The following is a 23,149-nucleotide window of genomic DNA, read 5'->3' as shown; positions in this document are numbered from 1 at the left end:
TTAAATCTTGAGAGTACAAAAACAAAGAAATTGAAAGGGTTAGAAAACAGGTTGTTGTACAGTTACTTAAATCTTGAGAGTACAAAAACGCTGATTCGCAAACACACGCAAGAACGCAGGTTGTACAGTTACTTAAATCTTGAGAGTACAAAAACCCGCAATATGTTCGAAACATTTAAGGACAAGGTTGTACAGTTACTTAAATCTTGAGAGTACAAAAACCAACCACCAGCCACTCCACATTTATACCAAGTTGTACAGTTACTTAAATCTTGAGAGTACAAAAACTTCACAAGCACCCAACCAACGGCCATTGCGGTTGTACAGTTACTTAAATCTTGAGAGTACAAAAACGCATAATCCCTAAAATTATTTGCCCAGTCAGTTGTACAGTTACTTAAATCTTGAGAGTACAAAAACAAAGCTCGCATAAATGAAATCACCGTCAAGGTTGTACAGTTACTTAAATCTTGAGAGTACAAAAACAATAGCTTGTAAAATCCGCTTTCTTTTTCTGTTGTACAGTTACTTAAATCTTGAGAGTACAAAAACTTTCAATCGGTCAGCAACAGCAGCGTTAAGGTTGTACAGTTACTTAAATCTTGAGAGTACAAAAACAATCGCTATGAACAGTTAGCGAAATCTATGGTTGTACAGTTACTTAAATCTTGAGAGTACAAAAACCTTTTGAAATCGTAAAGAATTTATGCGAAAGTTGTACAGTTACTTAAATCTTGAGAGTACAAAAACCCGAAGATATTCTTGGAGTAGGTCAAGCGAGTTGTACAGTTACTTAAATCTTGAGAGTACAAAAACCTGGACTTCCAGCCTACTTCTATATTGGCTGTTGTACAGTTACTTAAATCTTGAGAGTACAAAAACGCCTACAATGCAAGCATGAGCGACTTGCAGGTTGTACAGTTACTTAAATCTTGAGAGTACAAAAACTTGTCGCACAATACGCATAAATTTAGAAAGGTTGTACAGTTACTTAAATCTTGAGAGTACAAAAACCTTGCTCTTTGTTGAATTGATCAATCTGAGGTTGTACAGTTACTTAAATCTTGAGAGTACAAAAACTCCATTCCTCAAAAACTGAAACAAAAACGCAGTTGTACAGTTACTTAAATCTTGAGAGTACAAAAACTGCTTGACCCGTCCTGATTCAACCCGAAAAGTTGTACAGTTACTTAAATCTTGAGAGTACAAAAACTTGAATAGGACTGACAAAGTAATCGTCCTAAGTTGTACAGTTACTTAAATCTTGAGAGTACAAAAACCTTGGTATGGGAAATGGAAAATACAGTTGGGTTGTACAGTTACTTAAATCTTGAGAGTACAAAAACTCTAGGTCATTGATACGCTTGTCTAGTCTAGTTGTACAGTTACTTAAATCTTGAGAGTACAAAAACTGCTACTCCCGTCTTGATTCAAGCCAAAAAGTTGTACAGTTACTTAAATCTTGAGAGTACAAAAACCATCAGCATCAAATGATAAACCATCTTGAAGTTGTACAGTTACTTAAATCTTGAGAGTACAAAAACTAACAGTGGAGCCGTTAATTTCAACATGAGGTTGTACAGTTACTTAAATCTTGAGAGTACAAAAACTGTCTAGCGCCGAAGTAGTTTTACCACTTGGTTGTACAGTTACTTAAATCTTGAGAGTACAAAAACCTTCGAACAATTTCGAACGGTTGTCCTACTGTTGTACAGTTACTTAAATCTTGAGAGTACAAAAACATGAACGCAAGAGCTTCAGCGTCCCAGCTAGTTGTACAGTTACTTAAATCTTGAGAGTACAAAAACGGCTACCGAGGATATGAGCCTGCTCGTTCGGTTGTACAGTTACTTAAATCTTGAGAGTACAAAAACCTCAAATTCGTCAATTTTGATTTTTGTGCCCTCAAAAACATTATAAAGCCTTAAATCTCACTCGTCAATACTATTCTTCCAAATATTTCAATAACATTGGATTGACTGATTCAATACGGAATTTTGTTTTTATTTTGTACTGATACAAATTATTCAAAATTTTTAATGCTACTTGATCTTCTACAGATAAACTCATGTGGAGAATGTCCGAGCTAAATAAATAGGATCCAATTTTTCTTAAAGAGGTTAAAAATTCTTGTTCATCAGGTATTTGATTTATTGGATACTGATTGGTAAAGCGATCATACATAAATTCTAAAGAATAAAAATGATCAACATAATCGGAAACAATATTGATTTCCTCTAAAACTTCTTTCGATACATGAAGATAACCTTCATTGGAAGGAAATGAAACAATATATAATGAATCGCTATGATTAATCAAAAACTCCATTTTCTCGCAACATTCAACAAAATCATTATAGGATAGAAAATCATCCAAATTTCGTAAGACAAGCAAAAACTTTTCAGAACTGTTCGTCGCCATAACTTCTAACATGGAAAGAAATAATAAAAACTTTGTCTTATTGTCTACAAATTCAAATGAAATATTTTTATTATTTTTCCCAAAGTATGGTAAAAAATTCTTTTGAACCAATTGATCTGTATTAAAATATTTTGCTTCGGTATGATAGATAATATCATCTATTTGAAGATTCAACTTCTGATTCAATAGAAGTGAAATCCTATCTAGATTATCATTGATATTTTCAATTTGCTCCATTATCTCCATAGAATTAATCTTTTTCTTTATATAATCATAGGCTACTGTTCCTTTTTTATATTCTATTTGTTCAATTAAATCATTGATATTGGATACTTGAATAACACTGAATTCTGACCGGGAAACCATTGTATCGTCTATTAGTATTTTAGGCTCATTTTGTTCAAATAGAACTAAATCTTCCTCACTATATTTTTTTCCTCCAAAATACCATAATAGTATCTGCCAAATATAGTATTTTAATTGCTGATCTTGACCTACAATTTGAGTAAATTGGCCAAAACTTAATGAAATATTATCCTTATACGGATGACTAATGTTCATTTTCATATAACTACCAACTTATTATCACTGACTACTTCTTCTTGCTTTGTTTTCCCACCTATAATCAAAACCATTTCAGAAAATTGTTTCTCAGTCACTGCTAGCAAACGGACATTCCCACTTGGTAAATTACTCTGACTTAATTTTTTATAGAATTTACTAGCAAAACTTCGATTCGGACAGGTTCTATAATAAACAGAAAACTGCAACATTTCAAAACCGTTTGCGATTAAGTCTTTCCGAAAATTACGATAGACTCTTTTTTCCTGATTTGTTTCCATTGGTAGATCAAAAAAACACAATAATCTCAATGCTTCATACCTCATTTCTTTAACTCCATTCTACACTCGAAACTATTGGACAGTAAAATTTACTAGTATCCTTATCAGAGATACATTTTAGAAAACCTTTGACATATTTATCCATTGCTACCGTTACAGAACACGTTTCTTTCCCATAACGTATCTTTGCGTTCAGTGTATCTGTCAACGCTAGACGAAATTCATATTTCAAATACTCTTCATCTCGTAAATTTTGATAGACCCAGACATCGATAATCTGCCGAAAAGGTTCCATTAGATCATCAACCAAGTTAAATTGGTTATATTCATTCTTATGGAAAATGCCAATCAAGGGATTCAAACCATACCCAGAAATAATACGTGCCATCTGAGCTCTCATAATCGCATAACCATAATTTAGACCAGCATTGATGACATCCGTTTCCTGTTGTGTAAGACGTACGAATTTCTTTCCAAAGAGTTCGTTAAAATAGACTTTAGCAGCATGACCTTCACGATTGGTTTTATCTCCATATTTAATATGATCTTTATAGTCTGCTAATAATTGAATGCAATCAATATTTTTCTCAAACATTGCAAGAACATCTTGCTGATTGTTTATTTTGAAATAGGTTACTATTTGCCATAATTTGTCTTTTTGTTCCTGTGTCCACAATAATTGCTCCTGTAATTTTTTATAGGCTCTGAAATGGCCATTCTGTGAATGGTAAATTCCTGTAGGCAAGTGCTCATTATCACAGACAATTAAGGCAATATTATACTTACTTAAAGCACTTAATAATCTTAAAGTTACAACAGTCTCCCCTCCTTCTGCCACAATTATCGAAATATCACTCAGTGGGATAACATAGTCTTGACCCATTTTCTTAATTAAAAGGTTATCCAACTTCAATTGCATTTTTTCACTCTGACAGACATGCACAATTCTCCAAGTCATCGTATTTTCCTCTTTCACAAAACGAAAACACCCAGCCATAATTGACAGGGTGTTGAATTCGGCATGAAGCCTTATCTTTGTAGCTTCTGCAAGATTTAAGTAACTGTGCAAGGCGTCCCTTACAGTTACTATTATAATACATTGTACAAGCGTTTGCAACTCTTTTTTAAATATTTTTTAAAATTTGAGTTTTGGTTCGTCACCCTCTTTTTTAATGAAATGTTTATTACCTAAAATATCAGTTTTAACTTTGTAGATAGAGAGATATTTCTTTCCTAATCCTTTTATACAACGACCATTAGAGGTCATTTTTAACACTTTGATTTTTTCTTTACCTTCAAAATTACCTTTATCGTAAGGCTTTAATTCGACATAGTGATTTTGATTAGGCATTGTTCTAGATAAAAACCTAAAAATCTGTTCTTCATTATTTTTGGTATCCTTAATCAAAAGTAAGTCATTTTTATATAAGGTAAATTTGAATTCTGACTCCTTGCTAACTCCTTCTTTTTCTTTAATTTCATTATATTTATCAATAGTTATAGAATATTTCCCAGTTGCTTTCTCAAATTGTAGATCTGCATATTTTAATCCTAGCAACTCATATTTATCAGTTTGTGGATTAAAATAAACATCTGTTCTCCAAGGATATAATTGACGAAGAAGCACTTTATTATTACTATTATGAGGTGTTATATTAATAAATGATTCTGGAATAATTTTATCATAGTATTTCAGACATTTAATTTCTGGTCCATTACCTTTTTTACTGTACTTTCGAATAGGCCCATTTTCTTGTCTATATTTCTCAAAAGGATTGCAAGGGATCTCTTTATTTTTATCGTTCAATTCTTTAGAAGGATAGGTTCTTAAAATTTCTTCAATCACTTTTTCAAATGTTTGTGGATCTTTGTGATACATCAAGAATTTACTCTTATCTTTATTATAAATTTTAATGAAAGCATCATATCCTGCTTGACTATAAATATCTTTAATCTTACCTAAAACATAAGTTTCTTCAGACTTATCTTTATCCAATTTCGCTTTTCTTGTTGCGTAAATGGTTGCATCTGAAATTTTTCGATTGTATTTTGAATCTACTTGATAAGAAAACAGTATACTATCCTCAAATGTCTTGCTACGCAATGTATCAACAAAATGGTCATATGGAGCTTTAAATACTAATTCCTTGTATTCATCATCACATAATGAAAGGATTTCTCCAGTCTCTGAATCAACGAATTGTCCTTCTTTATAAGAAATCAAAGGATTATTCTGTTTTTTCCATAATCTTAATTGACTCGAAGTAGCAATAATTAAGGCATCCACAGCATGGTGGTGATAGGTTTCACGAGATTTTTCAAGTCCCCACTTTCTTCTTAGCTGAGAGGTAAATTGTCCACGTACCACCGAAATAGTTGTATCGAATTTATGCGCTTTATAAAAATCTTGTAGAGCATTTAAAACAACTCGAGAAGAATATCGAGTGTCAACTAAATTCCGTTCGATGAATTTCTGCTTCACTTCAATTTTACTAATATCTTCTTCCGTTAAAAGGTACTCTTTCTTTTTATTACCTAATAATTTAGACTCTTTTACATAAGATTTAAACTCACGGTAGGACCAACCATCATCCATACTATCTAAAGCCTGAAACGGTGTTCGCTGTCCCTTCTCCTGGTTTGCTGTAGCTAGAACCAATACTTTATTAGATAGACTATCATCAAACGATAAAGAAAGAGGTAAAATATGGTCAATTTCGTACTTGTACTGATTGTGGATTAAATCTGAAATTGGAATATTCTTCCCAGTATAGAGACACTTTTCTCCCTGTTGATGCCATAAACGAATCTTAGTAGCTAATTCCTTATGCCCATGAAAAATGTTATCCGGCAACTCTTTTTTCCCATTGTATTGAAACGCCGCTTTTTCCATAGCTGCATTTTTCTCATCTTGGTTTGCCTTTTGACGTTTTATATAATCTTTCTTAGCGTCTTCTTCGTTATTTTCACGCGCCATTTCGATAACGATATTATCAAAGATACCATATTTTTTAGTTGCTTCGTTGATTATCTTTATGGCCTGTCTGACAGATTTCGCTACTACAGGGTTATAGATTTCTTCTGTTACTTCTTTTTCATCAATATACTTAGTTCGTTTTGATGTCTCTTTGTTTTTTTGTTTCCCCAATCGTGTTAGAATTGTCATTTGCTCTTCTGAAGTTTCATAGAGTTCTGGTATCAATTCTATCATGAGTTTAAGAGAAAAATTATGCCATCCCTTACTAAATAGACTGCTATTATTTTTTCTAAATTGAACCAATTCAAGTACTTGGTCTTGACTAAATACACCCATTAACTTCGTATTAATCGCTTCTTCTATACCTTCTCGTTCAGTATTTAGAGTTAAAATATGGGCAAGTTCATCTAGAACATTTCTAGATAATTCCCCAACTGAAATTGTTTCTAGCGATTGCATTTTTCGATATACTTCAAAAGTATGCATTTCAGGTTTATTGTTTACATCAACTCGATAACCATGTATCTGATCTACTGAAGCATCAATCATTTTAGCAATGTACTTCAATAAGGTTGAAGCTCCTAAGGTTTTAGCTTCCTTAGCATATTCAACAATAACTTTCTTTTGTTCCTCACTAAGTTTCTTCGTTTCTGTAGGAACTGTTAAATTATTTAAATCATTTAGTAAGTTAAACTCTTGAGCAGTATAGGAAGCTTTAGAGGCTCTGTATTCATTAGGATAAAATGTACATTTACCAATTAAAACACCAAAAATATTATCTAATGTTACGTACTCCCCTTTAGAGTCTTTATGAGTAGTATACCGTCCATAATCCGTCCGAGATTTTTCATTTCCTGGTCCATGATAATATTTTCTTTTCCCTGTAAGGATTTTTAGATAATCCTCGATAAACTCATCCGTAATTTTACTATTGAATTCCTGCTGTTTTCTAAGAATTCTTTCAGCTTCCTTTTTATACGCAGATGTTGAAAAAACATTGATCAATCGGCATTTCTCACCATTTTCTAAAACAGTGAAATCTCCCCTTATTTGACCATATCTTTCAAAACGATCAAGTTGGATTTGACCAGGTGTTTGTTCAGCAAGTAATTTTCTATTTTCCTCAACTGCCTTGCCATAATCAGACGATACTGTACCCCCATCCTCAGAAGCATCATCTAAATAGCTAATACCACGTCTCTTAACAATGTTCTTTAAAGCTATGAACAGCTCTTCATTCGTTAGTTGTTGATTCAAGCCATCTACACGAAGTCGATATGGATTAAGATTAATGGATACCTTAGAAAAATCAGTTAACAAACCATAGTCTTCAAATAGATCCTGAAAGCGAACTCTACGGTGTTTTTTTCGACGATTTAATCGTCTAGCTTGTCTACTACTTCTTCTTACAACATTACTATCAGCAGTTGCAGCTGGGAAAATACGAGAATTCGTATGGATAATCTTACCAGAATTTTTTTCTAGAATTCCCACTCCTACGGAGGCAATACCAATATCCAAACCTAAAACTAAACCGTTCATAGTCAAACTCCTAACTAATTATCATATTAATTAAATTTTACTCTTTACTTCCTAAAAAATCAAATCATTATATGCAATTAACTAAAATATCCTGTCTTTTTATAATTATATGCAAATTCTCCCGTTTTCATCATTGATAAAAACAAAAAAGCGTAATCTAACGCTTTTTAAGTTCTATTTTAACTTGAGTGATTTCTGAATAAAAATCAATAGTTTATATGCCCCCTGCAGGAATCGAACCTGCAACTACTCCTTAGGAGGGAGTTGTTATATCCATTGAACTAAGGGAGCTAGAGAAAAACTCTGCTAGGTAAGCAGAGTTTTTTAGTCGAATTAACGACGGATTTCTTTGATACGAGCTGCCTTACCTTGAAGTGCACGCAAGTAGTACAATTTCGCACGACGTACTTTACCGTAACGAACAACTTCGATCTTTTCAACACGTGGAGTGTGGATTGGGAAGATACGCTCAACACCTACACCGTTAGAGATTTTACGAACTGTGTAGTTTTCTGAGATGCCAGCACCTTTACGTGCGATAACAACACCTTCAAAAATCTGGATACGTTCACGGTTACCTTCGACAACTTTCGCATGTACACGAACAGTGTCACCAGGACGGAATGATGGGATATCTGTACGAAGTTGACCTTCAGTCAAGCTTTGGATTAATGGATTCATTTTATTCTCCTATCTTTGTCAATCTTGAGGAACCTTCCTCAGCGGATAAACTGTATTTTTGTGCGTCCATTACACACAAGATACAGTTTACCAAATTTCCACATAAAAGTAAAGAAATTTATAGCAGAATTCCTAAAAAAATCGCTAGAAAACCACCTATGTAGGTTAAGACTAAATAGCTATAAAATACCTTCTTGTCACTAAGTAGTCTTTGCAGCTCATCATTCAAGGTTGAAAAGGTCGTCAACCCACCACAGAAACCTGTCGCTAGGATAGCATAGACTTCCTTGGACTCCACATGGTTGTAGAGCAAGCCAATCAAAAAACAACCGAGAAGATTGGCTATGAGAGTTCCTAGGGGCAATTTCGAGGATTGATTATAGCGAGAAAAGAAATAACGCACCAGTGCTCCGAACCCGCAGGCGATTGCAAGATAGATGATTACCATTTCTTCCTCCCTAGAATATAAGCCAATAGCAGACCTCCTCCAATACTCAAAAGCAGATAGCTAATTAAGCTAAGATAACGCCCGGTATCGAGCAATTTCACGGCATCAAGCATTAGACTAGAAAAGGTTGTCAGGCCACCACAAAATCCTGTCCCAAGCGCCAAAACCAAGCCCTTGCTGGTTCCCTTATAGGCCAGATAGCCTTTTACCAGATAGACCAGGTAGAAAATACCCAGATAGTTGACAAGGAGGGTACCCCAAGGAAAGTCTGGACTAGCTGGTAACCAAGTGGAAACCAGATAGCGGACAAGACCTCCCAACATAGCAGCCAGAAAAATCCCTAGCGGATAAAATTGTTCTTTTTTCATTTGATGTTTTGATCCTGATAATCACGCGAACGTTTGAGAATGTCTGAAAAAGTCTCAACAATGGTCTCCTGATAGCGCTTATCTTCTACTCGATTTTTGACTTTTTCAAAAATAACTTCTTCTCTCTTAGAATCTAAGATTGGTTTACCAGATGCTTTTTTATAAGCGACAACCCCTTCAACTAAATGCATTCTTTCTTCCAGGAGCTTGACGATTTGATCGTCAATTTGATCAATTTCTTGCCGAATACTATCTAAATCCATAGTGTCTCCTCCTTTATTTGAATTATTGTATCAAAAAGCCACCAAATAGGCTAGTAAAATCCCAAAATAGCTAATAAAAAACGCACCGACTCCTTTCAGTCAGCGCAGTTTGATTCTTATCCTACTTTTGCAGCCAATTCTTCTGCGAATTGTTCCAAGCGTTCGATGTCTTCTTCTTCGGCAGAGAGGTCCACTTTAACACACTCTGAACCTTTTTCAGCTCCTGTCGCCACAAATACACGATCAAAGTCATCAACAGCCTTACAGAATTCGTCGTAGAAGGTATCTCCTGAACCGACCACTCCGTAGATTTTACCATTCAAGTTGAGGTCTGCTAGGTCTTCGTAGAAGTCCATCATCTCATCTGGCAATTCTCCATCACCATAAGTATAGGTCGCAACGATAGCGATGTCTGCTTCTAAGAAGTCTGAAGCGTCAACAGTTGTACACTCATCCACATCGACATCCAAGCCTAATTCACGCAATTTGTCTGCAACAATATCTGCAATTTCTTCGGTATTACCGGTCATACTGGCAAATACAATTTTTGCTAATGCCATATCGTCCTCCTCAATTTATCTTTCTCCATTATATCATATCTTTTTCATTTTAAAAATAAAAATTCTTGTGCTACAATGAAATGAGAAAGAATTGAGGTTAGTTATGGAAATTTGCCAGCAAATTTTAGAGAAAATCAAAGAATACGATACCATTATCATTCATCGTCATATGAAACCAGATCCAGATGCCTTAGGGAGTCAGGTAGGTTTAAAAGCTCTTCTCACACACCATTTTCCAGAAAAGACCATCAAAGCAGTCGGTTTTAACGAACCAACTCTAGCTTGGATGGCAGAAATGGATACTGTCCAAGACAGTGACTACCAAGGAGCTCTTGCTATTATTTGTGATACAGCGAATCGTCCTCGTATCGATGATAAACGCTATGAACAAGCTGCTTTCACCATCAAAATCGATCACCATCCAAATGATGATATCTATGGTGACCTATCTTGGGTGGATACAAGTTCAAGCAGTGCCAGCGAGATGATTGCTCTATTTGCTCAAGAAAACCAACTAACTTTGTCTAGCGAAGCGGCACGACTTCTCTACGCAGGAATTGTCGGAGACACAGGGCGTTTTCTCTACCCGTCAACTAGTGCCCGTACCTTTAGAATAGCTGGCCAGCTCCGAGAAGTTGATTTTGACTTTGCTGGACTGTCTCGTCAAATGGATACCATGAGCTTCAAGATTGCAAAATTGCAAGGGTATGTTTATGATCACTTAGAAGTTGATGAGAATGGGGCTGCACGCGTTCTGCTTACTCAAGACATCTTGGAAAAATATAAGGTTACGGATGCTGAAACAGCAGCGATTGTTGGAGCACCTGGTCGAATCGATACCGTTAAGGCTTGGGCTATCTTTGTTGAACAAGCTGATGGTCACTTCCGTGTGCGTATGCGCAGTAAAATTACCCCTATCAATGAAATTGCCAAACAACACGACGGAGGAGGGCACCCATTAGCCAGTGGCGCCAATTCCTATAGTCTAGAAGAAAACGAAATCATCTACCAAAAGTTAAAAAACTTGCTTAAAAACTGATAAAATACTTGCCAAACTTTTCAGAATCTGATAGACTAGTAAGGTAACAATCTATGGCTCGCAAAGAGACCATGGCAGAAAGGAAATATTGCAAAATGAAAAAAGATATCCATCCAGAATATCGCCCAGTTGTCTTCATGGACACAACTACTGGTTACAAATTCCTTAGCGGTTCAACTAAACGCTCTAACGAAACTGTTGAGTTCGAAGGCGAAACTTACCCATTGATCCGTGTGGAAATTTCATCAGACTCACACCCATTCTACACTGGACGTCAAAAGTTCACTCAAGCAGATGGACGTGTGGATCGTTTCAACAAAAAATACGGTCTCAAATAATAATAAAAAAAAGAACAGTTTCAACTGTTCTTTTTTTTACTTCTTTTTATGAATCAACCACTACTATTATCTCAATATCAAGCTTCAAGCTAGTGCCGAGAACTAATTTGAACAAGTTTAAAAAATATCGAAAAGAAGCTTGATATTGAGAATGGTTAAGATAATGGAAACTGCGTAGCCTAGGATTGTGTTCCACTTAGCATTGGTAAATTCTCCCATCAGTGACTTTTTAGAAGTCAGATAGATTAAGGGGAAGATTGAAAACGGAAGAGCGATTGACAGAAAGACTTGTGAATAGACCAATAACTGATCCAAGGTTTTTTCTTGATGTCCAAACAAGACGGCTACAATAATCACAGGGAGCAAGGCAAAAATACGTGTACCGATACGGATAATCCACTGGGGCAATTTCAGATGCAAGAAACCTTCCATGACAATCTGTCCTGTCAAGGTACCTGTAATAGTCGAATTTTGGCCACTTGCTAAGAGGGCTAGGGCAAATAAAGTTGACAGAGTTGAACTAGCTATCGCTCCTGCTATCTTCGAATCTTGTAAAGCATTGTACATTTGAGAAAAAGCTGAAATTTCAGATGCATGACCAAAAAAGAGAGATGCCCCTAAAATGAGAAGTAAGGAATTGACAATAAAGGCTAGGGACAACTGAAGATTTGAATCCCAGGTCATAAAACGCACGGCTTTCCGCACATCCTTCTTATCTTTGTGATCGATTTTCCTTGTTTGGGATAGGGAAGAATGAAGATAGAGATTATGGGGCATGACTGTCGCTCCTACAATTCCTAAAGCCAAGGTTAATTGGCTTTCATGACCTGGCAATGGTGTTTCAAATAAAGTTGAAGTTGGTAAATAACCACCAATAATCCCCTGAATACTTGGACTGGATAAGGCCACAAGATAGGTAAAGATGGCTAATATGGTTAAAATAAGAGTCGTAACAATGGCTTCAATTTTTTTGAAGCCAAATCTCATCAACAACAACAAAAGAAATACATCCAAAACGGTTAGAAGGATAGCAATCATAATCGGTATTTTAAACAAAAGATTTAAGGCAATTGCTGAACCTAAAACTTCAGCCAAATCTGTCGCCATTAAAGCTAATTCTAAAATCACCCATAAACTATAGCGAAGCCACTTGGGAGCATGATGTGCAGTTGCCTGTGCTAGGTCCATCCTAGTCACGATACCGAGCTTTCCAGCCATCTGTTGTAGCTGCATGGCAATGATGGATGAAATCAAAATAACAAATAAGAGACTATATTTGTAGGAGGCACCACCAACCACGCTGGTGATCCAGTTTCCTGGATCCATGTAGCCAACTGCCACAAGTGCACCAGGTCCTAAGAATGCTTTTAGATTTTGCCAAAAATGATTGTTATTTGGAGTCTCAATAGATTGATTGATCTCAGAAAGAGAGACTTTTTCATAAGAGGACATAGAGATTTCCCACTTTCTAATCTGTCTTTACATATTTCTTAATAGAATATTTTTTGAAAGAATGATGAAAATAGTTTACCTATTTCCAATTCACCCTTATTATATCACATTTTGGAATGATTCCTAAGAAAAGAAATGATAGTTGAAATAAGCAATATCAGTATTGTAAAAGCCAGCGTTTTCTGACGCTGACTTTAAAACTGTGAAAAATATTTCTCAACTAGATCGCTTCTGTGACAAAACTACGACTTTCTAGCACCTTGAGCATGGCATCTGCTGTGTCTAAGGCTGTAAAGAGTGGCACACCGTGTTCAATGGCTGAACGGCGGATTTGCTCACCATCTTCATCAGCAGTTCGCTTGGTTCCGACAGTATTGATAATCGCTTGAATTTTCCCTTTGCGGACAAAGCTTGGGATATCCTTCTCATCATCGCCAATCTTACCAACAGGCTGGGCATGCAGTCCATGACTAGCAAAGAAGGCTGCAGTACCTTCTGTAGCGAGGATACCGTAACCGATGTTTTGGAAACGACGAGCCAAGTCCAAGGCTTCTTCTTTGGCATCATCTGCGATGGTAAAGACTACATTTCCAAAGGTTGGCAAGTGTAGGTAAGAAGCTTCAAAGGCCTTATAGAGAGCTTTTTCCAAAGTAGTATCAGATCCCATAACTTCCCCTGTTGACTTCATTTCAGGACCTAACAAGCTGTCTACCTTAGCTAGTTTCGTAAAGGAGAATACTGGCGCCTTGATATGAACGCGAGTGCTTTCTTGGTAAAGGCCATCTTGGTAGCCAAGTTCTTCAAGGTTTTGACCAAGAATGAGCTTAGTCGCTACCTGAGCCATAGGAATATTGGTTACCTTAGAAAGGAATGGCACCGTACGGCTAGCACGTGGATTGACCTCAATAACGTAGACTTTTTCATCCTTGATGACAAACTGAATGTTCATCATTCCGAGACAGTTAAGACCGATTGCTAGACGTTTAGTGTAGTCTGCGATAGTTTCCTGAACCTTTTGCGACAAGGTTTGTGGTGGGTAAACGGCCATTGAGTCACCTGAGTGGACACCGGCACGTTCGATATGTTCCATGATACCAGGGATAAGGACATTTTCCCCGTCTGAGATAGCATCAACTTCACACTCTTGCCCAACGATGTAAGAGTCAACAAGAACTGGGTGGTCTGGACTTGCCTTAACAGCTGTACGCATGTAAGAACGAAGATCTTCCTCATTTTCTACGATTTCCATGGCACGTCCACCCAAAACATAAGATGGGCGAACAAGGACTGGGAAACCAATCTTGCGAGCTGCAAGCACTGCTTCTTCTTCATTAGTCGCTGTTTGTCCTGGTGGCTGTGGAATATCTAAATCTTTGAGTGCTTGTTCAAAGAGATCGCGGTCTTCGGCACGGTCTAGGTCAGCAACTTGTGTACCAAGAATGGTCACACCTGCTTTTGCCAAGGGCTCTGCAAGGTTGATGGCTGTTTGACCACCGAACTGAACGATAACCCCTTTTGGTTGCTCCAAGTCGATGACATTCATGACATCTTCAAAAGTCAACGGTTCAAAGTAGAGCTTGTCAGATACCGAGAAGTCCGTAGAAACGGTCTCTGGGTTTGAGTTCATGATGATAGCTTCATAACCAGCTGCCTGTATAGCCTTAACAGAGTGAACAGTTGCGTAGTCAAACTCAACCCCTTGACCGATACGGATTGGACCTGAACCTAGGACAAGTACAGATTCCTTGTCAGACTTGATAGACTCGTTTTCCCAGCCATAGGTTGAATAGAAGTATGGCGTTTCAGAGTCGAACTCTGCGGCACAGGTATCAACCATCTTGTAAACTGGGACAATCTTGTTTTCCAAGCGAAGTTGGCGAACTTGGTCAGCTGTCGTTTCCCAGAGTTCAGCAATCTTACGGTCTGAAAATCCATTGAGTTTAGCTGTTTTCAAGACTTCTAGATCTTGTGGATGGGCACCCAATTCTTGCTCAATTTCAAAGATGTGCAAGAGTTTATCCAGATAGAAGATATCAATCTTAGTCAATTCAGCAATTTCTTCTGGAGTGTAACCACGGCGAATAGCCTCTGATACATAGAAGAGACGGTCATCTTGGGCTTTCACAACCTTTTCAATCAAGGCATCATCCGAAACAGATGCTAGTTCAGGCATTTCATTGTGGTGAACCCCAATTTCAAGAGAGCGACATGCCTTGAGAAGTGACTCCTCGATGTTACGACCGATAGCCATGACTTCCCCAGTCGCTTTCATCTGAGTTCCAAGACGACGCTCACCTTTTTCAAACTTGTCAAATGGGAAACGTGGAATCTTAGCAACGACGTAGTCGAGAGCTGGCTCAAACATGGCATAGGTTGAACCTGTAACTGGGTTGATGACCTCATCCAAGGTCAAACCGACGGCAATCTTAGCAGCTAATTTAGCAATCGGATAACCCGTCGCCTTAGAAGCAAGGGCTGACGAACGTGATACACGAGGATTTACTTCGATGACATAATACTTAAAGCTGTGTGGATCAAGAGCCAGCTGAACGTTACATCCACCTTCAATTTTGAGGGCACGAATAATGCTCAAGCTAGCGTCACGGAGCATTTGGTTTTCATAGTCTGACATGGTTTGCGCAGGGGCAAATACAATGGAATCCCCTGTGTGAATCCCAACGGGGTCAAAGTTTTCCATGTTACAAACAACCAAAGCATTGTCAGCTGAGTCACGCATAACTTCGTATTCGATTTCCTTGAAACCAGCAATAGAACGCTCAATCAAACATTGGGTAACAGGTGACAGTTTCAACCCATTTTCAGCGATTTCACGCAATTCTTCCTCATTGGCACACATACCACCACCAGTACCACCTAGGGTAAAGGCTGGTCGGACAATCACTGGATAGCCGATTGATGCCGCAAAGGAAACAGCTTCTTCCACTGTGTTGACAATTTCAGATTCAGGGATTGGTTGCTCAAGCTCTTCCATTAATTGTTTAAAGAGGTCACGGTCCTCAGCTTGGTCAATGGCAGACAATTTAGTACCCAGAAGTTCGACACCAAGCTCATCTAAGATACCATTTTTAGACAATTCCATGGCCATATTGAGCCCTGTTTGCCCACCAAGAGTTGGAAGCAAAGCATCCGGACGTTCCTTACGGAGAATACGTGTCACAAACTCAAGTGTAATCGGTTCAATATAAACCTTGTCTGCAATCTCCTTATCCGTCATGATAGTTGCAGGGTTTGAGTTCACCAAGACAACTTCATAACCTTCCTCTTTCAACGACAAGCAGGCCTGAGTCCCAGCATAGTCAAACTCAGCAGCTTGACCAATAATAATCGGACCAGAACCAATCACCATAATTTTTTGAATATCAGTACGTTTAGGCATAGTTTATGATACAAAGCCTGTCAAGAACAAAGTGAAAATAGGAAACTCGGTGCAGACGCCTTCAGCGTCAAGACGATGTTTATCTTTTTCACACAGTTCTTAGGGCGTGTTCACTTCCGCGAACAATGTATCTTCTCCTTTCTATTCGTCGCCTCACAGAGCGACATTAAATAAATTCTCCGACGATTTTTTAGCGAAACGATATTTTTCGATAAAAAATCTAGTGCAGGGAGTTTTTAGTTCGCCTAATAGCGACTAAAAGAAACGACCTGCCTTTCTATTCGTCGCCTCACAGGGCGACATTAAATAAATTCTCCGACGATTTTTCAATAATAAATCGAGTATAAAAATTTTCAGCATCTCATTGATCAACTAAAAGAAAGGACTTGCCTTTTTATTCGACAAGTCTCTGACAGAGTTTCCTATATCAGCGATTAGCAGATTTAAACGACTCCATCATTTCGATAAATTCATCAAAGAGATAGCTTGCATCATGCGGTCCTGGAGCTGCATCTGGGTGGAATTGCACAGAGAAACCTGGTTGGTATCTGTGACGCACACCTTCAACTGATTTATCATTGATTTCTTCATGGGTAATAATCAAATGCTCTGGCAAATCCTCACGGCTAACCGCATAACCATGGTTCTGGCTAGTAAAGTCTACTCGGCCTGTTGCAATTTCACGCACCGCGTGGTTAAATCCACGGTGACCAAACTTCATCTTGTAGGTCTTAGCACCATTTGCCATAGCAAAAAGTTGGTGCCCCATACAGATACCAAAGATAGGAATTTCCCCTTGCACACCACGAATCATATCGAGTGCCTGGGGAACATCTTCTGGATTTCCTGGACCGTTTGACAACATGACCCCGTCAGGATGGAGATGGAGAATCTCTTCTGCTGTTGTTGTGTATGGAACAACGGTCACGTTACAGTTACGCTTAGATAGTTCGCGTAAGATAGAATGTTTAAGACCAAAGTCTACCAGAACAACACTCAATCCAACTCCAGGAGCAGGATAAGCTGTCTTAGTAGAGACTTGCTTGATATTATCTGTTGGTAGAACTGTCGCTTGGAGCTGGTCTATGATATGGTCCATCGTATCACCAACATGCGTAAGGGTTGCACGCATGGTACCATGCTTACGGATAATTTTTGTCAAAGCCCGGGTATCAATTCCTGAGATACCTGGGATTTTCTTCGCTTTCAAGAATTCATCCAAGGTCATTTGATTGCGCCAGTTGCTGGCTCTACACGCTTCTTCAAAAACTACTACTCCCTTACAGGTAGGATTGATAGATTCGTAGTCGTCACGGTTAATTCCATAATTTCCCACCAAAGGGTAGGTAAAGGTTAAGATTTGTCCATTGTAAGACTGGTCTGTAATGGATTCTTGGTAACCAGTCATCCCTGTGTTAAAGACGATTTCCCCTGTTACATCAATATCTGCTCCGAAGGCCTTGCCTTCAAATACTGTACCATCTTCTAATACTAGAAGTCGTTTTTTCATCTACTCACCTCTCGTTAATGCTCTCAGACATCTTTTAACGCTTTGTGCCTTATTTTGCTTTTCTATAGGCCAGCACAGATTCTAAAATTGCCATTCTGACAAAGACACCGTTGGTCATTTGCTGAACAATACGTGATTTCGGTGCTTCTACCAAGTGATCAGCGATTTCCACATCACGATTGACTGGAGCTGGGTGCATAAGGATTGCTTTTTCTTTCAAGCGGTCATAGCGTTCTTGTGTCAAACCATGCTGGTTATGATAGTCTTCTTTTGAAAATCCTGTCACAATTTCATGACGTTCATGCTGCACACGAAGAAACATCATAACATCTACTTGATCAATCACCTCATCAATTGATACAAAGCGACCGTAATGTTCAAACTCCTCACTTCTCCATTCCTCAGGACCTGCAAAGTAAAGCTCCGCTCCCAAGCGTTTAAGGATTTGCATATTAGACTTAGCTACCCGTGAGTGGTTGAGGTCACCAGCGATAGCCACCTTAAGACCTTCAAAATGTCCAAATTCTTCATAAATTGTCATCAAATCAAGCAAACTTTGGCTAGGGTGTTGCCCTGAACCGTCCCCACCATTGATAATCGAAGTTGTGATGGTCGGGCTAGCAATCAATTCTCTGTAGTAGTCCACCTCTGGGTGACGAATGACACAGGCATCCACTCCTAGTGCAGAAAGCGTCAAGATCGTGTCATAGAGTGTTTCACCCTTATTCACTGAACTGGTCTTCACATCGAAATCCAAAAGATCAAGTCCAAGTTTCAGTTCTGCTACCTCAAAGGATTTGTGGGTACGAGTTGAACTTTCAAAGAAAAGGTTGGAAACGATATGCTGTTCCTCATAAGAAGCACTCGCTCCGTTTTTAAATTCGATTCCTCGTTTGATCAATTTCATTACTTGTTCTACAGTAAGGTCTTCCATTGAAACGACATGTTGCAAAGCTTGTTGATTTTCTGACATTTTTTTACTCCTTTTAGTGTTTTAGGCTTGTTCTGTGATTAGTACTCTGTCTTGTCCATCTAGTTCTGTCATCTCTACGATAATTTCTTCAGAACGACTGGTTGGGATGTTTTTTCCAACATAGTCCGGACGGATTGGAAGTTCTCTATGACCACGATCAACCAAGACTGCCAAACTCACACGAGCAGGGCGACCATGGCTAACGATGTTGTCAATAGCTGCACGAATAGTACGACCTGTATAGAGCACATCATCCACCAAAATGACTTCCCGATCTGTCACATCAACAGAGATTAGAGAAGTATCTTCTCCACTTTTGACATCGTCACGGAAAGGTTTAGTATCTAGTTCTACCACTGGAACAGCGATATTTTCTAACTGTTCCAAGCGTTCTTGGATACGACGAGCGATAAAAACACCTCTCGTTTTTATCCCAGCCAGAACGATTCTATTCAAATCTTTGTTTCGCTCTATAATCTCGTAGGTAATCCGAGTAATCGCTCGTTTGACGGTCAATTCGTCTACAACTTCTTTTGTCCTCATGACAAACCTCCAAAAAGAAAAGTCTCCTTAAACAAGGAGACTTCAGAATGTATAGCCAAGCCAGCCCTACTGTAAAGAGTATAGACTTCTGCTATCTATTGATCCGACTCCTTGCCTGCCTCACGGGACAGGTTTAAAGGAATATTTTATTGTTATTACTATATCACAAAGAATGGATCAATGCAAGAAAAAAACATAAAATTTTTATCTTATAACGAACTAAAATCATATAATTGGGGATAGTGATCGCATTCTGGGTTCTTTGGATGACAGATAGCCCGTCCAAAGTAAATCATGGCTTGATGGGCTGCCAACCATTTCTCTGGAGGTAGAATGTCCATGACACGTTTTTCTACTTCGAGTGGCGTGGCCGATTTTTTGACAATATCATGGTGCTTACAAATACGCTCAACATGAGTATCCACTGCAAAGGCTGGAATTCCAAAGCCCACACTCATGACTACGTTGGCTGTTTTGCGGCCAACACCTGCTAGACTTTCTAATTCCTCACGAGTCTGAGGCACTTGACCATCAAAATCGTCTAGTAACTGTTGGGCACATTTTTTTAGAAACTTGGCCTTATTTCGATAAAGTCCTAGGCGGGAAATGTGTGAGGCAATTTCACTTTCAGTCGCGACAGACATGGCTTGAGGCGTTGGAAAGGCAGCAAAGAGACCTGGTGTGGCCTTATTTACCGCTGCATCTGTAGTCTGAGCTGACAACATCACCGCAACCAGTAGTTCAAAATGATTGGTAAAATCAAGGCTAGGTTTAGCATCTGGGAAGAGGGCAATGATTTCCTCAATGACATGACGGGCACGTTTCTTGGATAAAACCATCTACTCGTCTCCATCAAACAGTCCTTGTAAGCCAGCAAATGGACTGTTTTCTTCTTTCTTGACTGCTTGTTGGGCTTGGTATTCTTCCTCAGTCATGATTTGCCAGTCATTTCCTGACACAAAACCTTGGCCCGCCTCTTCTTCTGCCGTCAAGACTTTGATAGGGATATTGAGCAGAATATTATCTGCTACGCTCTCAGCAAGGTCGATTTCCCCATTTTCGATAGGCAAGACCAAGTCATCATCAAGAACTTCCTGGTCCAGTTGGTTGGTTGCTCCTTCCATGAAGACCTCTGTCACTGGATAAGACTCCTCCAACTCAACTGGCTCCATACTGCGGCTGGAAGCAAGGACAATGGTATAAGATAGCTGATAGTCTAAGAAATACATACGGTCTTCGTACTGGATCTTTCCCACTGCTAGGATATCTTTAACATCTAAAATTTCTTGATTACGTTTACGCAAGTCTGCGACAAGGTCCAAAGTTTGTTCAAAGTGTAGGCCTTCAGGCTGCTTACGAATTTCTTGAATGTTTAACTTCATATTTCCTCCATAAAGATTTACTCACTTGATTATACCATGAAAAAGCTATAAGTCAGCCTCCCAAACTTTGATATTAAAATCTCATTTTTAACATATTTACTATGACATATTTTCTATTTAGTGCTATACTATAGGCAAGAATACATCAGAGTAAGGAGGATGCTCATATGGAAGACAAAGCACTCATCACTGAAGCTTACCAACTCCTTTCCGAGTTAAATAAAAGCTACCAAAGCTGTAAACAAGGTACAGCCGATGATCTTCGACTGCAAGAGCTGCTGAACACCACTCTCAAGGAACTAAAAAAAGCAGAAAAACTGGACAACAGTATCTTAATCGACCTTGAGAAATTTTACCAACGTACCAGTCTACTGATCGGACTGGGGAGCCTAAAACTAAACGACCCAGCACGCACCGCTTGGCGTAACTATGACAAGTTCCATTACGAGCACGTCAAACACATCCTGACTCTCTATGGACCTGTTTTTGGATTTTAGAGTTTATAATTTTGGATTTACTATTGACAAAATTTCCTAAAAGGTATAGGATAGAGGTACTAATACTCGGAGGTAAGGGAGACATGAACAACTAAGTCTATCAAATAAAGAACTTTATTTAGTAGATCTTGTTTTTGTCTCTTTTTGTGTGCTCTTTTTGTACTGGATTTTCTGGTACTTTATCCTCATTGAAAATCAAAAAACTAGAAAGCTATGCTCCTCTTGGGTTGGGTTAGGCAGCTCCAAGCTAGTTTGACGAGCTTTTCAACGAGGATAACAGAGTTTTGACAGTGACTTTGGGCTCTACTAGGTAAAGTAGAGCTTTTTGTTATGCACTATCGACATTCTAGAAAGGGCAACAATATGATAAAAATCAATCACCTGACCATCACACAAAACAAAGATCTACGAGATCTTGTTTCTAACCTAACCATGACTATCCAAGATGGGGAAAAGGTTGCTATTATTGGTGAAGAAGGAAATGGTAAATCGACTTTACTACGAGCTTTAATGGGGGAAGCATTACCTGATTTCACTATCAAAGGAGACATCCAGTCTGACCTTCAATCACTGGCCTACATTCCTCAAAAACTCCCTGAAATCCTGAAAAATAGGACTCTACACGACTACTTCTTTTTGGATTCTACTGAATTAGACTACAGTATTCTCTATCGCTTGGCTGAGGAGTTGCATTTTGATAGTGATCTCTTCGCTAGTGACCAAAAGATTGGGAGCCTCTCAGGGGGCGAAGCTTTGAAAATTCAGCTCATCCACGAGTTAGCAAAAACTTTTGAGATTCTATTTTTAGATGAACCTTCAAATGACCTAGACCTTGAGACAGTTGATTGGCTAAAAAGTCAGATTCGAAAGATTAGGCAAACTGTTATTTTCATTTCCCATGATGAAGATTTTCTTTCCAAAACGGCAGATACTATTATCCACTTACGACTGGTCAAACACCGTAAAGAAGCGGAAACGCTTGTAGAGCATTTAGACTATGATCGCTACAGTGAGCAGAGAAAGGCTAATTTTGCCAAACAAAGTCAGCAAGCTGCTAACGACCAGAGAGCCTATGACAAAACCATGGAAAAGCATCGTCGCGTCAAGCAAAATGTAGAAACTGCCTTACGTAACACTAAAAATGATGTTGCTGGTCGCCTATTGGCTAAAAAGATGAAAAATGTTCTCTCTCAAGAAAAACGCTACGAAAAGGCAGCTCAGTCGATGACACAAAAGCCACTTGAAGAGGAACAAATCCAACTCTTCTTCTCAGATATCCAACCATTAGCGGCTTCTAAAGTCTTAATCCGACTGGAAAAGGAAAAGTTGTCCATTGGTGAGCGCGTTTTGGTTGAAGGACTTCAACTAACTATCCGTGGCCAAGATAAAATCGGTATCATCGGGCCTAATGGTATTGGGAAATCGACTCTGCTAGCCAAGTTGCAACAACTGCTCAGCGCCAAAAGAGAAATTTCGCTTGGTTTTATGCCACAAGATTACCATAAAAAACTGCAATTGGATTTATCTCCAGTAGCCTATCTCAGCCAAACTGGACAAAAAGAGGAACTACAGAAAATCCAATCTCACCTAGCTAGTCTCAATTTCAGCTATCCAGAGATGCAGCACCAAATCCGTTCCTTATCTGGTGGTCAACAGGGTAAACTGCTTCTTTTGGAATTAGTCCTGCGCAAACCAAACTTTCTTCTTCTAGATGAGCCTACACGAAACTTTTCTCCCACTTCTCAACCCGAAATAAGAAAACTCTTTGCCTCTTATCCCGGCGGTCTGATCACTGTTTCGCATGACAGACGCTTCTTAAAAGAGGTCTGTACGAGTCTCTATCGTTTGACAGAAAATGGTTTGGAAGTCGTCGATTTACAAGATTTATAAATGTTGAACATAGCAAAAATCCAGAG

Annotated in this window: 20 protein-coding genes, 1 tRNA gene and 1 CRISPR repeat array (1 of these 22 running past the window's edge); of the genes, 4 read left to right on the top strand and 17 right to left on the bottom strand. The window is 38.5% G+C overall.

Annotated features, from left to right (window positions below):
• A CRISPR array of direct repeats spans positions 1–1,874; the repeat unit is 36 nt; unit sequence GTTGTACAGTTACTTAAATCTTGAGAGTACAAAAAC (it extends 145 nt beyond the left edge of the window).
• A gap of 70 nt (positions 1,875–1,944) precedes the next feature.
• From csn2-St to MK403_RS00415, 10 genes are all read right to left on the bottom strand, one after another.
• Entirely contained in the window at positions 1,945–2,988 is a 1,044-nt protein-coding gene (csn2-St, locus tag MK403_RS00460; RefSeq protein ID WP_412080609.1) for a CRISPR-associated protein Csn2-St, read from the bottom strand.
• Positions 2,985–3,308 (bottom strand): CRISPR-associated endonuclease Cas2, encoded by a 324-nt coding sequence (cas2, locus tag MK403_RS00455; protein WP_001268300.1) that lies wholly within the window; start codon positions 3,306–3,308, stop codon positions 2,985–2,987. The genes csn2-St and cas2 overlap by 4 nt, the downstream gene beginning before the upstream one ends.
• Positions 3,309–3,312: 4 nt before the next feature.
• A complete protein-coding gene (gene cas1 / locus MK403_RS00450; protein ID WP_268708604.1) occupies positions 3,313–4,221 on the bottom strand; it encodes a type II CRISPR-associated endonuclease Cas1 in 909 nt (302 codons plus the stop codon).
• A gap of 177 nt (positions 4,222–4,398) precedes the next feature.
• Positions 4,399–7,782, bottom strand: coding sequence for a type II CRISPR RNA-guided endonuclease Cas9 (cas9, locus tag MK403_RS00445; RefSeq protein ID WP_268708603.1), 3,384 nt, complete (start codon positions 7,780–7,782; stop codon positions 4,399–4,401).
• 219 nt (positions 7,783–8,001) lie between these two features.
• Positions 8,002–8,073 (bottom strand) — tRNA-Arg (locus tag MK403_RS00440).
• 42 nt (positions 8,074–8,115) lie between these two features.
• Positions 8,116–8,463, bottom strand: a complete 348-nt coding sequence (rplS, locus tag MK403_RS00435) for a 50S ribosomal protein L19 (RefSeq protein WP_001068669.1) — start codon at positions 8,461–8,463, stop codon at positions 8,116–8,118.
• Between the two features lie 118 nt (positions 8,464–8,581).
• The gene (gene crcB, locus MK403_RS00430; protein ID WP_125454005.1) at positions 8,582–8,911 is read right to left on the bottom strand and encodes a fluoride efflux transporter CrcB; all 330 of its coding nucleotides are present in this window, start codon (positions 8,909–8,911) and stop codon (positions 8,582–8,584) included.
• On the bottom strand, positions 8,905–9,279 hold the full coding sequence (gene crcB / locus MK403_RS00425) for a fluoride efflux transporter CrcB (protein WP_125838294.1): 375 nt from the start codon (positions 9,277–9,279) through the stop codon (positions 8,905–8,907). The genes crcB (MK403_RS00430) and crcB (MK403_RS00425) overlap by 7 nt, the downstream gene beginning before the upstream one ends.
• On the bottom strand, positions 9,276–9,542 hold the full coding sequence (locus tag MK403_RS00420; protein WP_125847192.1) for a chorismate mutase: 267 nt from the start codon (positions 9,540–9,542) through the stop codon (positions 9,276–9,278). Before MK403_RS00420 ends, crcB (MK403_RS00425) begins: the two co-directional genes overlap by 4 nt.
• A 116-nt stretch (positions 9,543–9,658) precedes the next feature.
• On the bottom strand, positions 9,659–10,102 hold the full coding sequence (locus tag MK403_RS00415) for a flavodoxin (protein WP_001162133.1): 444 nt from the start codon (positions 10,100–10,102) through the stop codon (positions 9,659–9,661).
• 103 nt (positions 10,103–10,205) lie between these two features.
• On the opposite strand from MK403_RS00415, the gene MK403_RS00410 reads away from it, so the two are divergent.
• Together MK403_RS00410 and MK403_RS00405 are read left to right on the top strand one after the other, a co-directional pair.
• Entirely contained in the window at positions 10,206–11,141 is a 936-nt protein-coding gene (locus tag MK403_RS00410) for a DHH family phosphoesterase (RefSeq protein WP_268708602.1), read from the top strand.
• Positions 11,142–11,236: 95 nt separating this feature from the next.
• Positions 11,237–11,479 carry a type B 50S ribosomal protein L31 gene (locus tag MK403_RS00405; RefSeq protein WP_000710762.1) on the top strand — a complete coding sequence of 81 codons (243 nt, stop codon included), beginning with the start codon at positions 11,237–11,239 and terminating at the stop codon, positions 11,477–11,479.
• Positions 11,480–11,596: 117 nt separating this feature from the next.
• Here MK403_RS00405 and MK403_RS00400 read toward each other — a convergent pair whose 3' ends face one another.
• From MK403_RS00400 to MK403_RS00370, 7 genes are all read right to left on the bottom strand, one after another.
• Positions 11,597–12,931 carry an Nramp family divalent metal transporter gene (locus MK403_RS00400; protein WP_268708601.1) on the bottom strand — a complete coding sequence of 445 codons (1,335 nt, stop codon included), beginning with the start codon at positions 12,929–12,931 and terminating at the stop codon, positions 11,597–11,599.
• Positions 12,932–13,151: 220 nt separating this feature from the next.
• Positions 13,152–16,328: a carbamoyl-phosphate synthase large subunit gene (gene carB / locus MK403_RS00395; RefSeq protein ID WP_268708600.1), complete on the bottom strand. Its 3,177-nt coding sequence runs from the start codon at positions 16,326–16,328 to the stop codon at positions 13,152–13,154.
• Between the two features lie 427 nt (positions 16,329–16,755).
• On the bottom strand, positions 16,756–17,838 hold the full coding sequence (locus tag MK403_RS00390; RefSeq protein ID WP_268708599.1) for a carbamoyl phosphate synthase small subunit: 1,083 nt from the start codon (positions 17,836–17,838) through the stop codon (positions 16,756–16,758).
• Positions 17,839–17,887: 49 nt separating this feature from the next.
• The gene (locus MK403_RS00385) at positions 17,888–18,811 is read right to left on the bottom strand and encodes an aspartate carbamoyltransferase catalytic subunit (RefSeq protein ID WP_001293859.1); all 924 of its coding nucleotides are present in this window, start codon (positions 18,809–18,811) and stop codon (positions 17,888–17,890) included.
• A gap of 21 nt (positions 18,812–18,832) precedes the next feature.
• Positions 18,833–19,354 carry a bifunctional pyr operon transcriptional regulator/uracil phosphoribosyltransferase PyrR gene (gene pyrR, locus MK403_RS00380; RefSeq protein WP_268708598.1) on the bottom strand — a complete coding sequence of 174 codons (522 nt, stop codon included), beginning with the start codon at positions 19,352–19,354 and terminating at the stop codon, positions 18,833–18,835.
• Between the two features lie 209 nt (positions 19,355–19,563).
• A complete protein-coding gene (gene nth / locus MK403_RS00375; RefSeq protein WP_268708597.1) occupies positions 19,564–20,193 on the bottom strand; it encodes an endonuclease III in 630 nt (209 codons plus the stop codon).
• Positions 20,194–20,736, bottom strand: a complete 543-nt coding sequence (locus tag MK403_RS00370; RefSeq protein ID WP_268708596.1) for a YceD family protein — start codon at positions 20,734–20,736, stop codon at positions 20,194–20,196.
• Positions 20,737–20,903: 167 nt separating this feature from the next.
• Between MK403_RS00370 and MK403_RS00365 the strand changes: the two genes are divergently transcribed.
• The gene (locus tag MK403_RS00365) at positions 20,904–21,233 is read left to right on the top strand and encodes a helicase BlpT (protein WP_268708595.1); all 330 of its coding nucleotides are present in this window, start codon (positions 20,904–20,906) and stop codon (positions 21,231–21,233) included.
• Positions 21,234–21,563: 330 nt separating this feature from the next.
• Positions 21,564–23,123, top strand: coding sequence for an ATP-binding cassette domain-containing protein (locus tag MK403_RS00360; protein ID WP_268708594.1), 1,560 nt, complete (start codon positions 21,564–21,566; stop codon positions 23,121–23,123).
• Positions 23,124–23,149 lie beyond the last annotated feature (26 nt).

The sequence above is a fragment of the Streptococcus oralis genome (assembly GCF_026782285.1).
GTDB classification, from domain to species: Bacteria; Bacillota; Bacilli; order Lactobacillales; family Streptococcaceae; genus Streptococcus; species Streptococcus oralis_CG.
Note: the sequence above shows the minus strand (reverse complement) of the source record. Positions and strands in the feature narration are given on the sequence as shown.

Excerpts from the sequence above, each read along its gene's own strand:
- rplS (WP_001068669.1), bottom strand. The coding sequence starts at position 8,463 with ATGAATCCATTAATCCAAAGCTTGACTGAAGGTCAACTTCGTACAGAT.
- cas1 (WP_268708604.1), bottom strand. The coding sequence starts at position 4,221 with ATGACTTGGAGAATTGTGCATGTCTGTCAGAGTGAAAAAATGCAATTG.
- crcB (WP_125838294.1), bottom strand. The coding sequence starts at position 9,279 with ATGAAAAAAGAACAATTTTATCCGCTAGGGATTTTTCTGGCTGCTATG.
- MK403_RS00405 (WP_000710762.1), top strand. The coding sequence starts at position 11,237 with ATGAAAAAAGATATCCATCCAGAATATCGCCCAGTTGTCTTCATGGAC.
- csn2-St (WP_412080609.1), bottom strand. The coding sequence starts at position 2,988 with ATGAAAATGAACATTAGTCATCCGTATAAGGATAATATTTCATTAAGT.
- cas9 (WP_268708603.1), bottom strand. The coding sequence starts at position 7,782 with ATGAACGGTTTAGTTTTAGGTTTGGATATTGGTATTGCCTCCGTAGGA.
- MK403_RS00365 (WP_268708595.1), top strand. The coding sequence starts at position 20,904 with ATGGAAGACAAAGCACTCATCACTGAAGCTTACCAACTCCTTTCCGAG.
- MK403_RS00385 (WP_001293859.1), bottom strand. The coding sequence starts at position 18,811 with ATGTCAGAAAATCAACAAGCTTTGCAACATGTCGTTTCAATGGAAGAC.
- MK403_RS00400 (WP_268708601.1), bottom strand. The coding sequence starts at position 12,931 with ATGTCCTCTTATGAAAAAGTCTCTCTTTCTGAGATCAATCAATCTATT.
- MK403_RS00370 (WP_268708596.1), bottom strand. The coding sequence starts at position 20,736 with ATGAAGTTAAACATTCAAGAAATTCGTAAGCAGCCTGAAGGCCTACAC.
- cas2 (WP_001268300.1), bottom strand. The coding sequence starts at position 3,308 with ATGAGGTATGAAGCATTGAGATTATTGTGTTTTTTTGATCTACCAATG.
- crcB (WP_125454005.1), bottom strand. The coding sequence starts at position 8,911 with ATGGTAATCATCTATCTTGCAATCGCCTGCGGGTTCGGAGCACTGGTG.
- MK403_RS00415 (WP_001162133.1), bottom strand. The coding sequence starts at position 10,102 with ATGGCATTAGCAAAAATTGTATTTGCCAGTATGACCGGTAATACCGAA.
- nth (WP_268708597.1), bottom strand. The coding sequence starts at position 20,193 with ATGGTTTTATCCAAGAAACGTGCCCGTCATGTCATTGAGGAAATCATT.
- MK403_RS00420 (WP_125847192.1), bottom strand. The coding sequence starts at position 9,542 with ATGGATTTAGATAGTATTCGGCAAGAAATTGATCAAATTGACGATCAA.
- MK403_RS00410 (WP_268708602.1), top strand. The coding sequence starts at position 10,206 with ATGGAAATTTGCCAGCAAATTTTAGAGAAAATCAAAGAATACGATACC.
- carB (WP_268708600.1), bottom strand. The coding sequence starts at position 16,328 with ATGCCTAAACGTACTGATATTCAAAAAATTATGGTGATTGGTTCTGGT.
- MK403_RS00390 (WP_268708599.1), bottom strand. The coding sequence starts at position 17,838 with ATGAAAAAACGACTTCTAGTATTAGAAGATGGTACAGTATTTGAAGGC.
- MK403_RS00360 (WP_268708594.1), top strand. The coding sequence starts at position 21,564 with ATGCACTATCGACATTCTAGAAAGGGCAACAATATGATAAAAATCAAT.
- pyrR (WP_268708598.1), bottom strand. The coding sequence starts at position 19,354 with ATGAGGACAAAAGAAGTTGTAGACGAATTGACCGTCAAACGAGCGATT.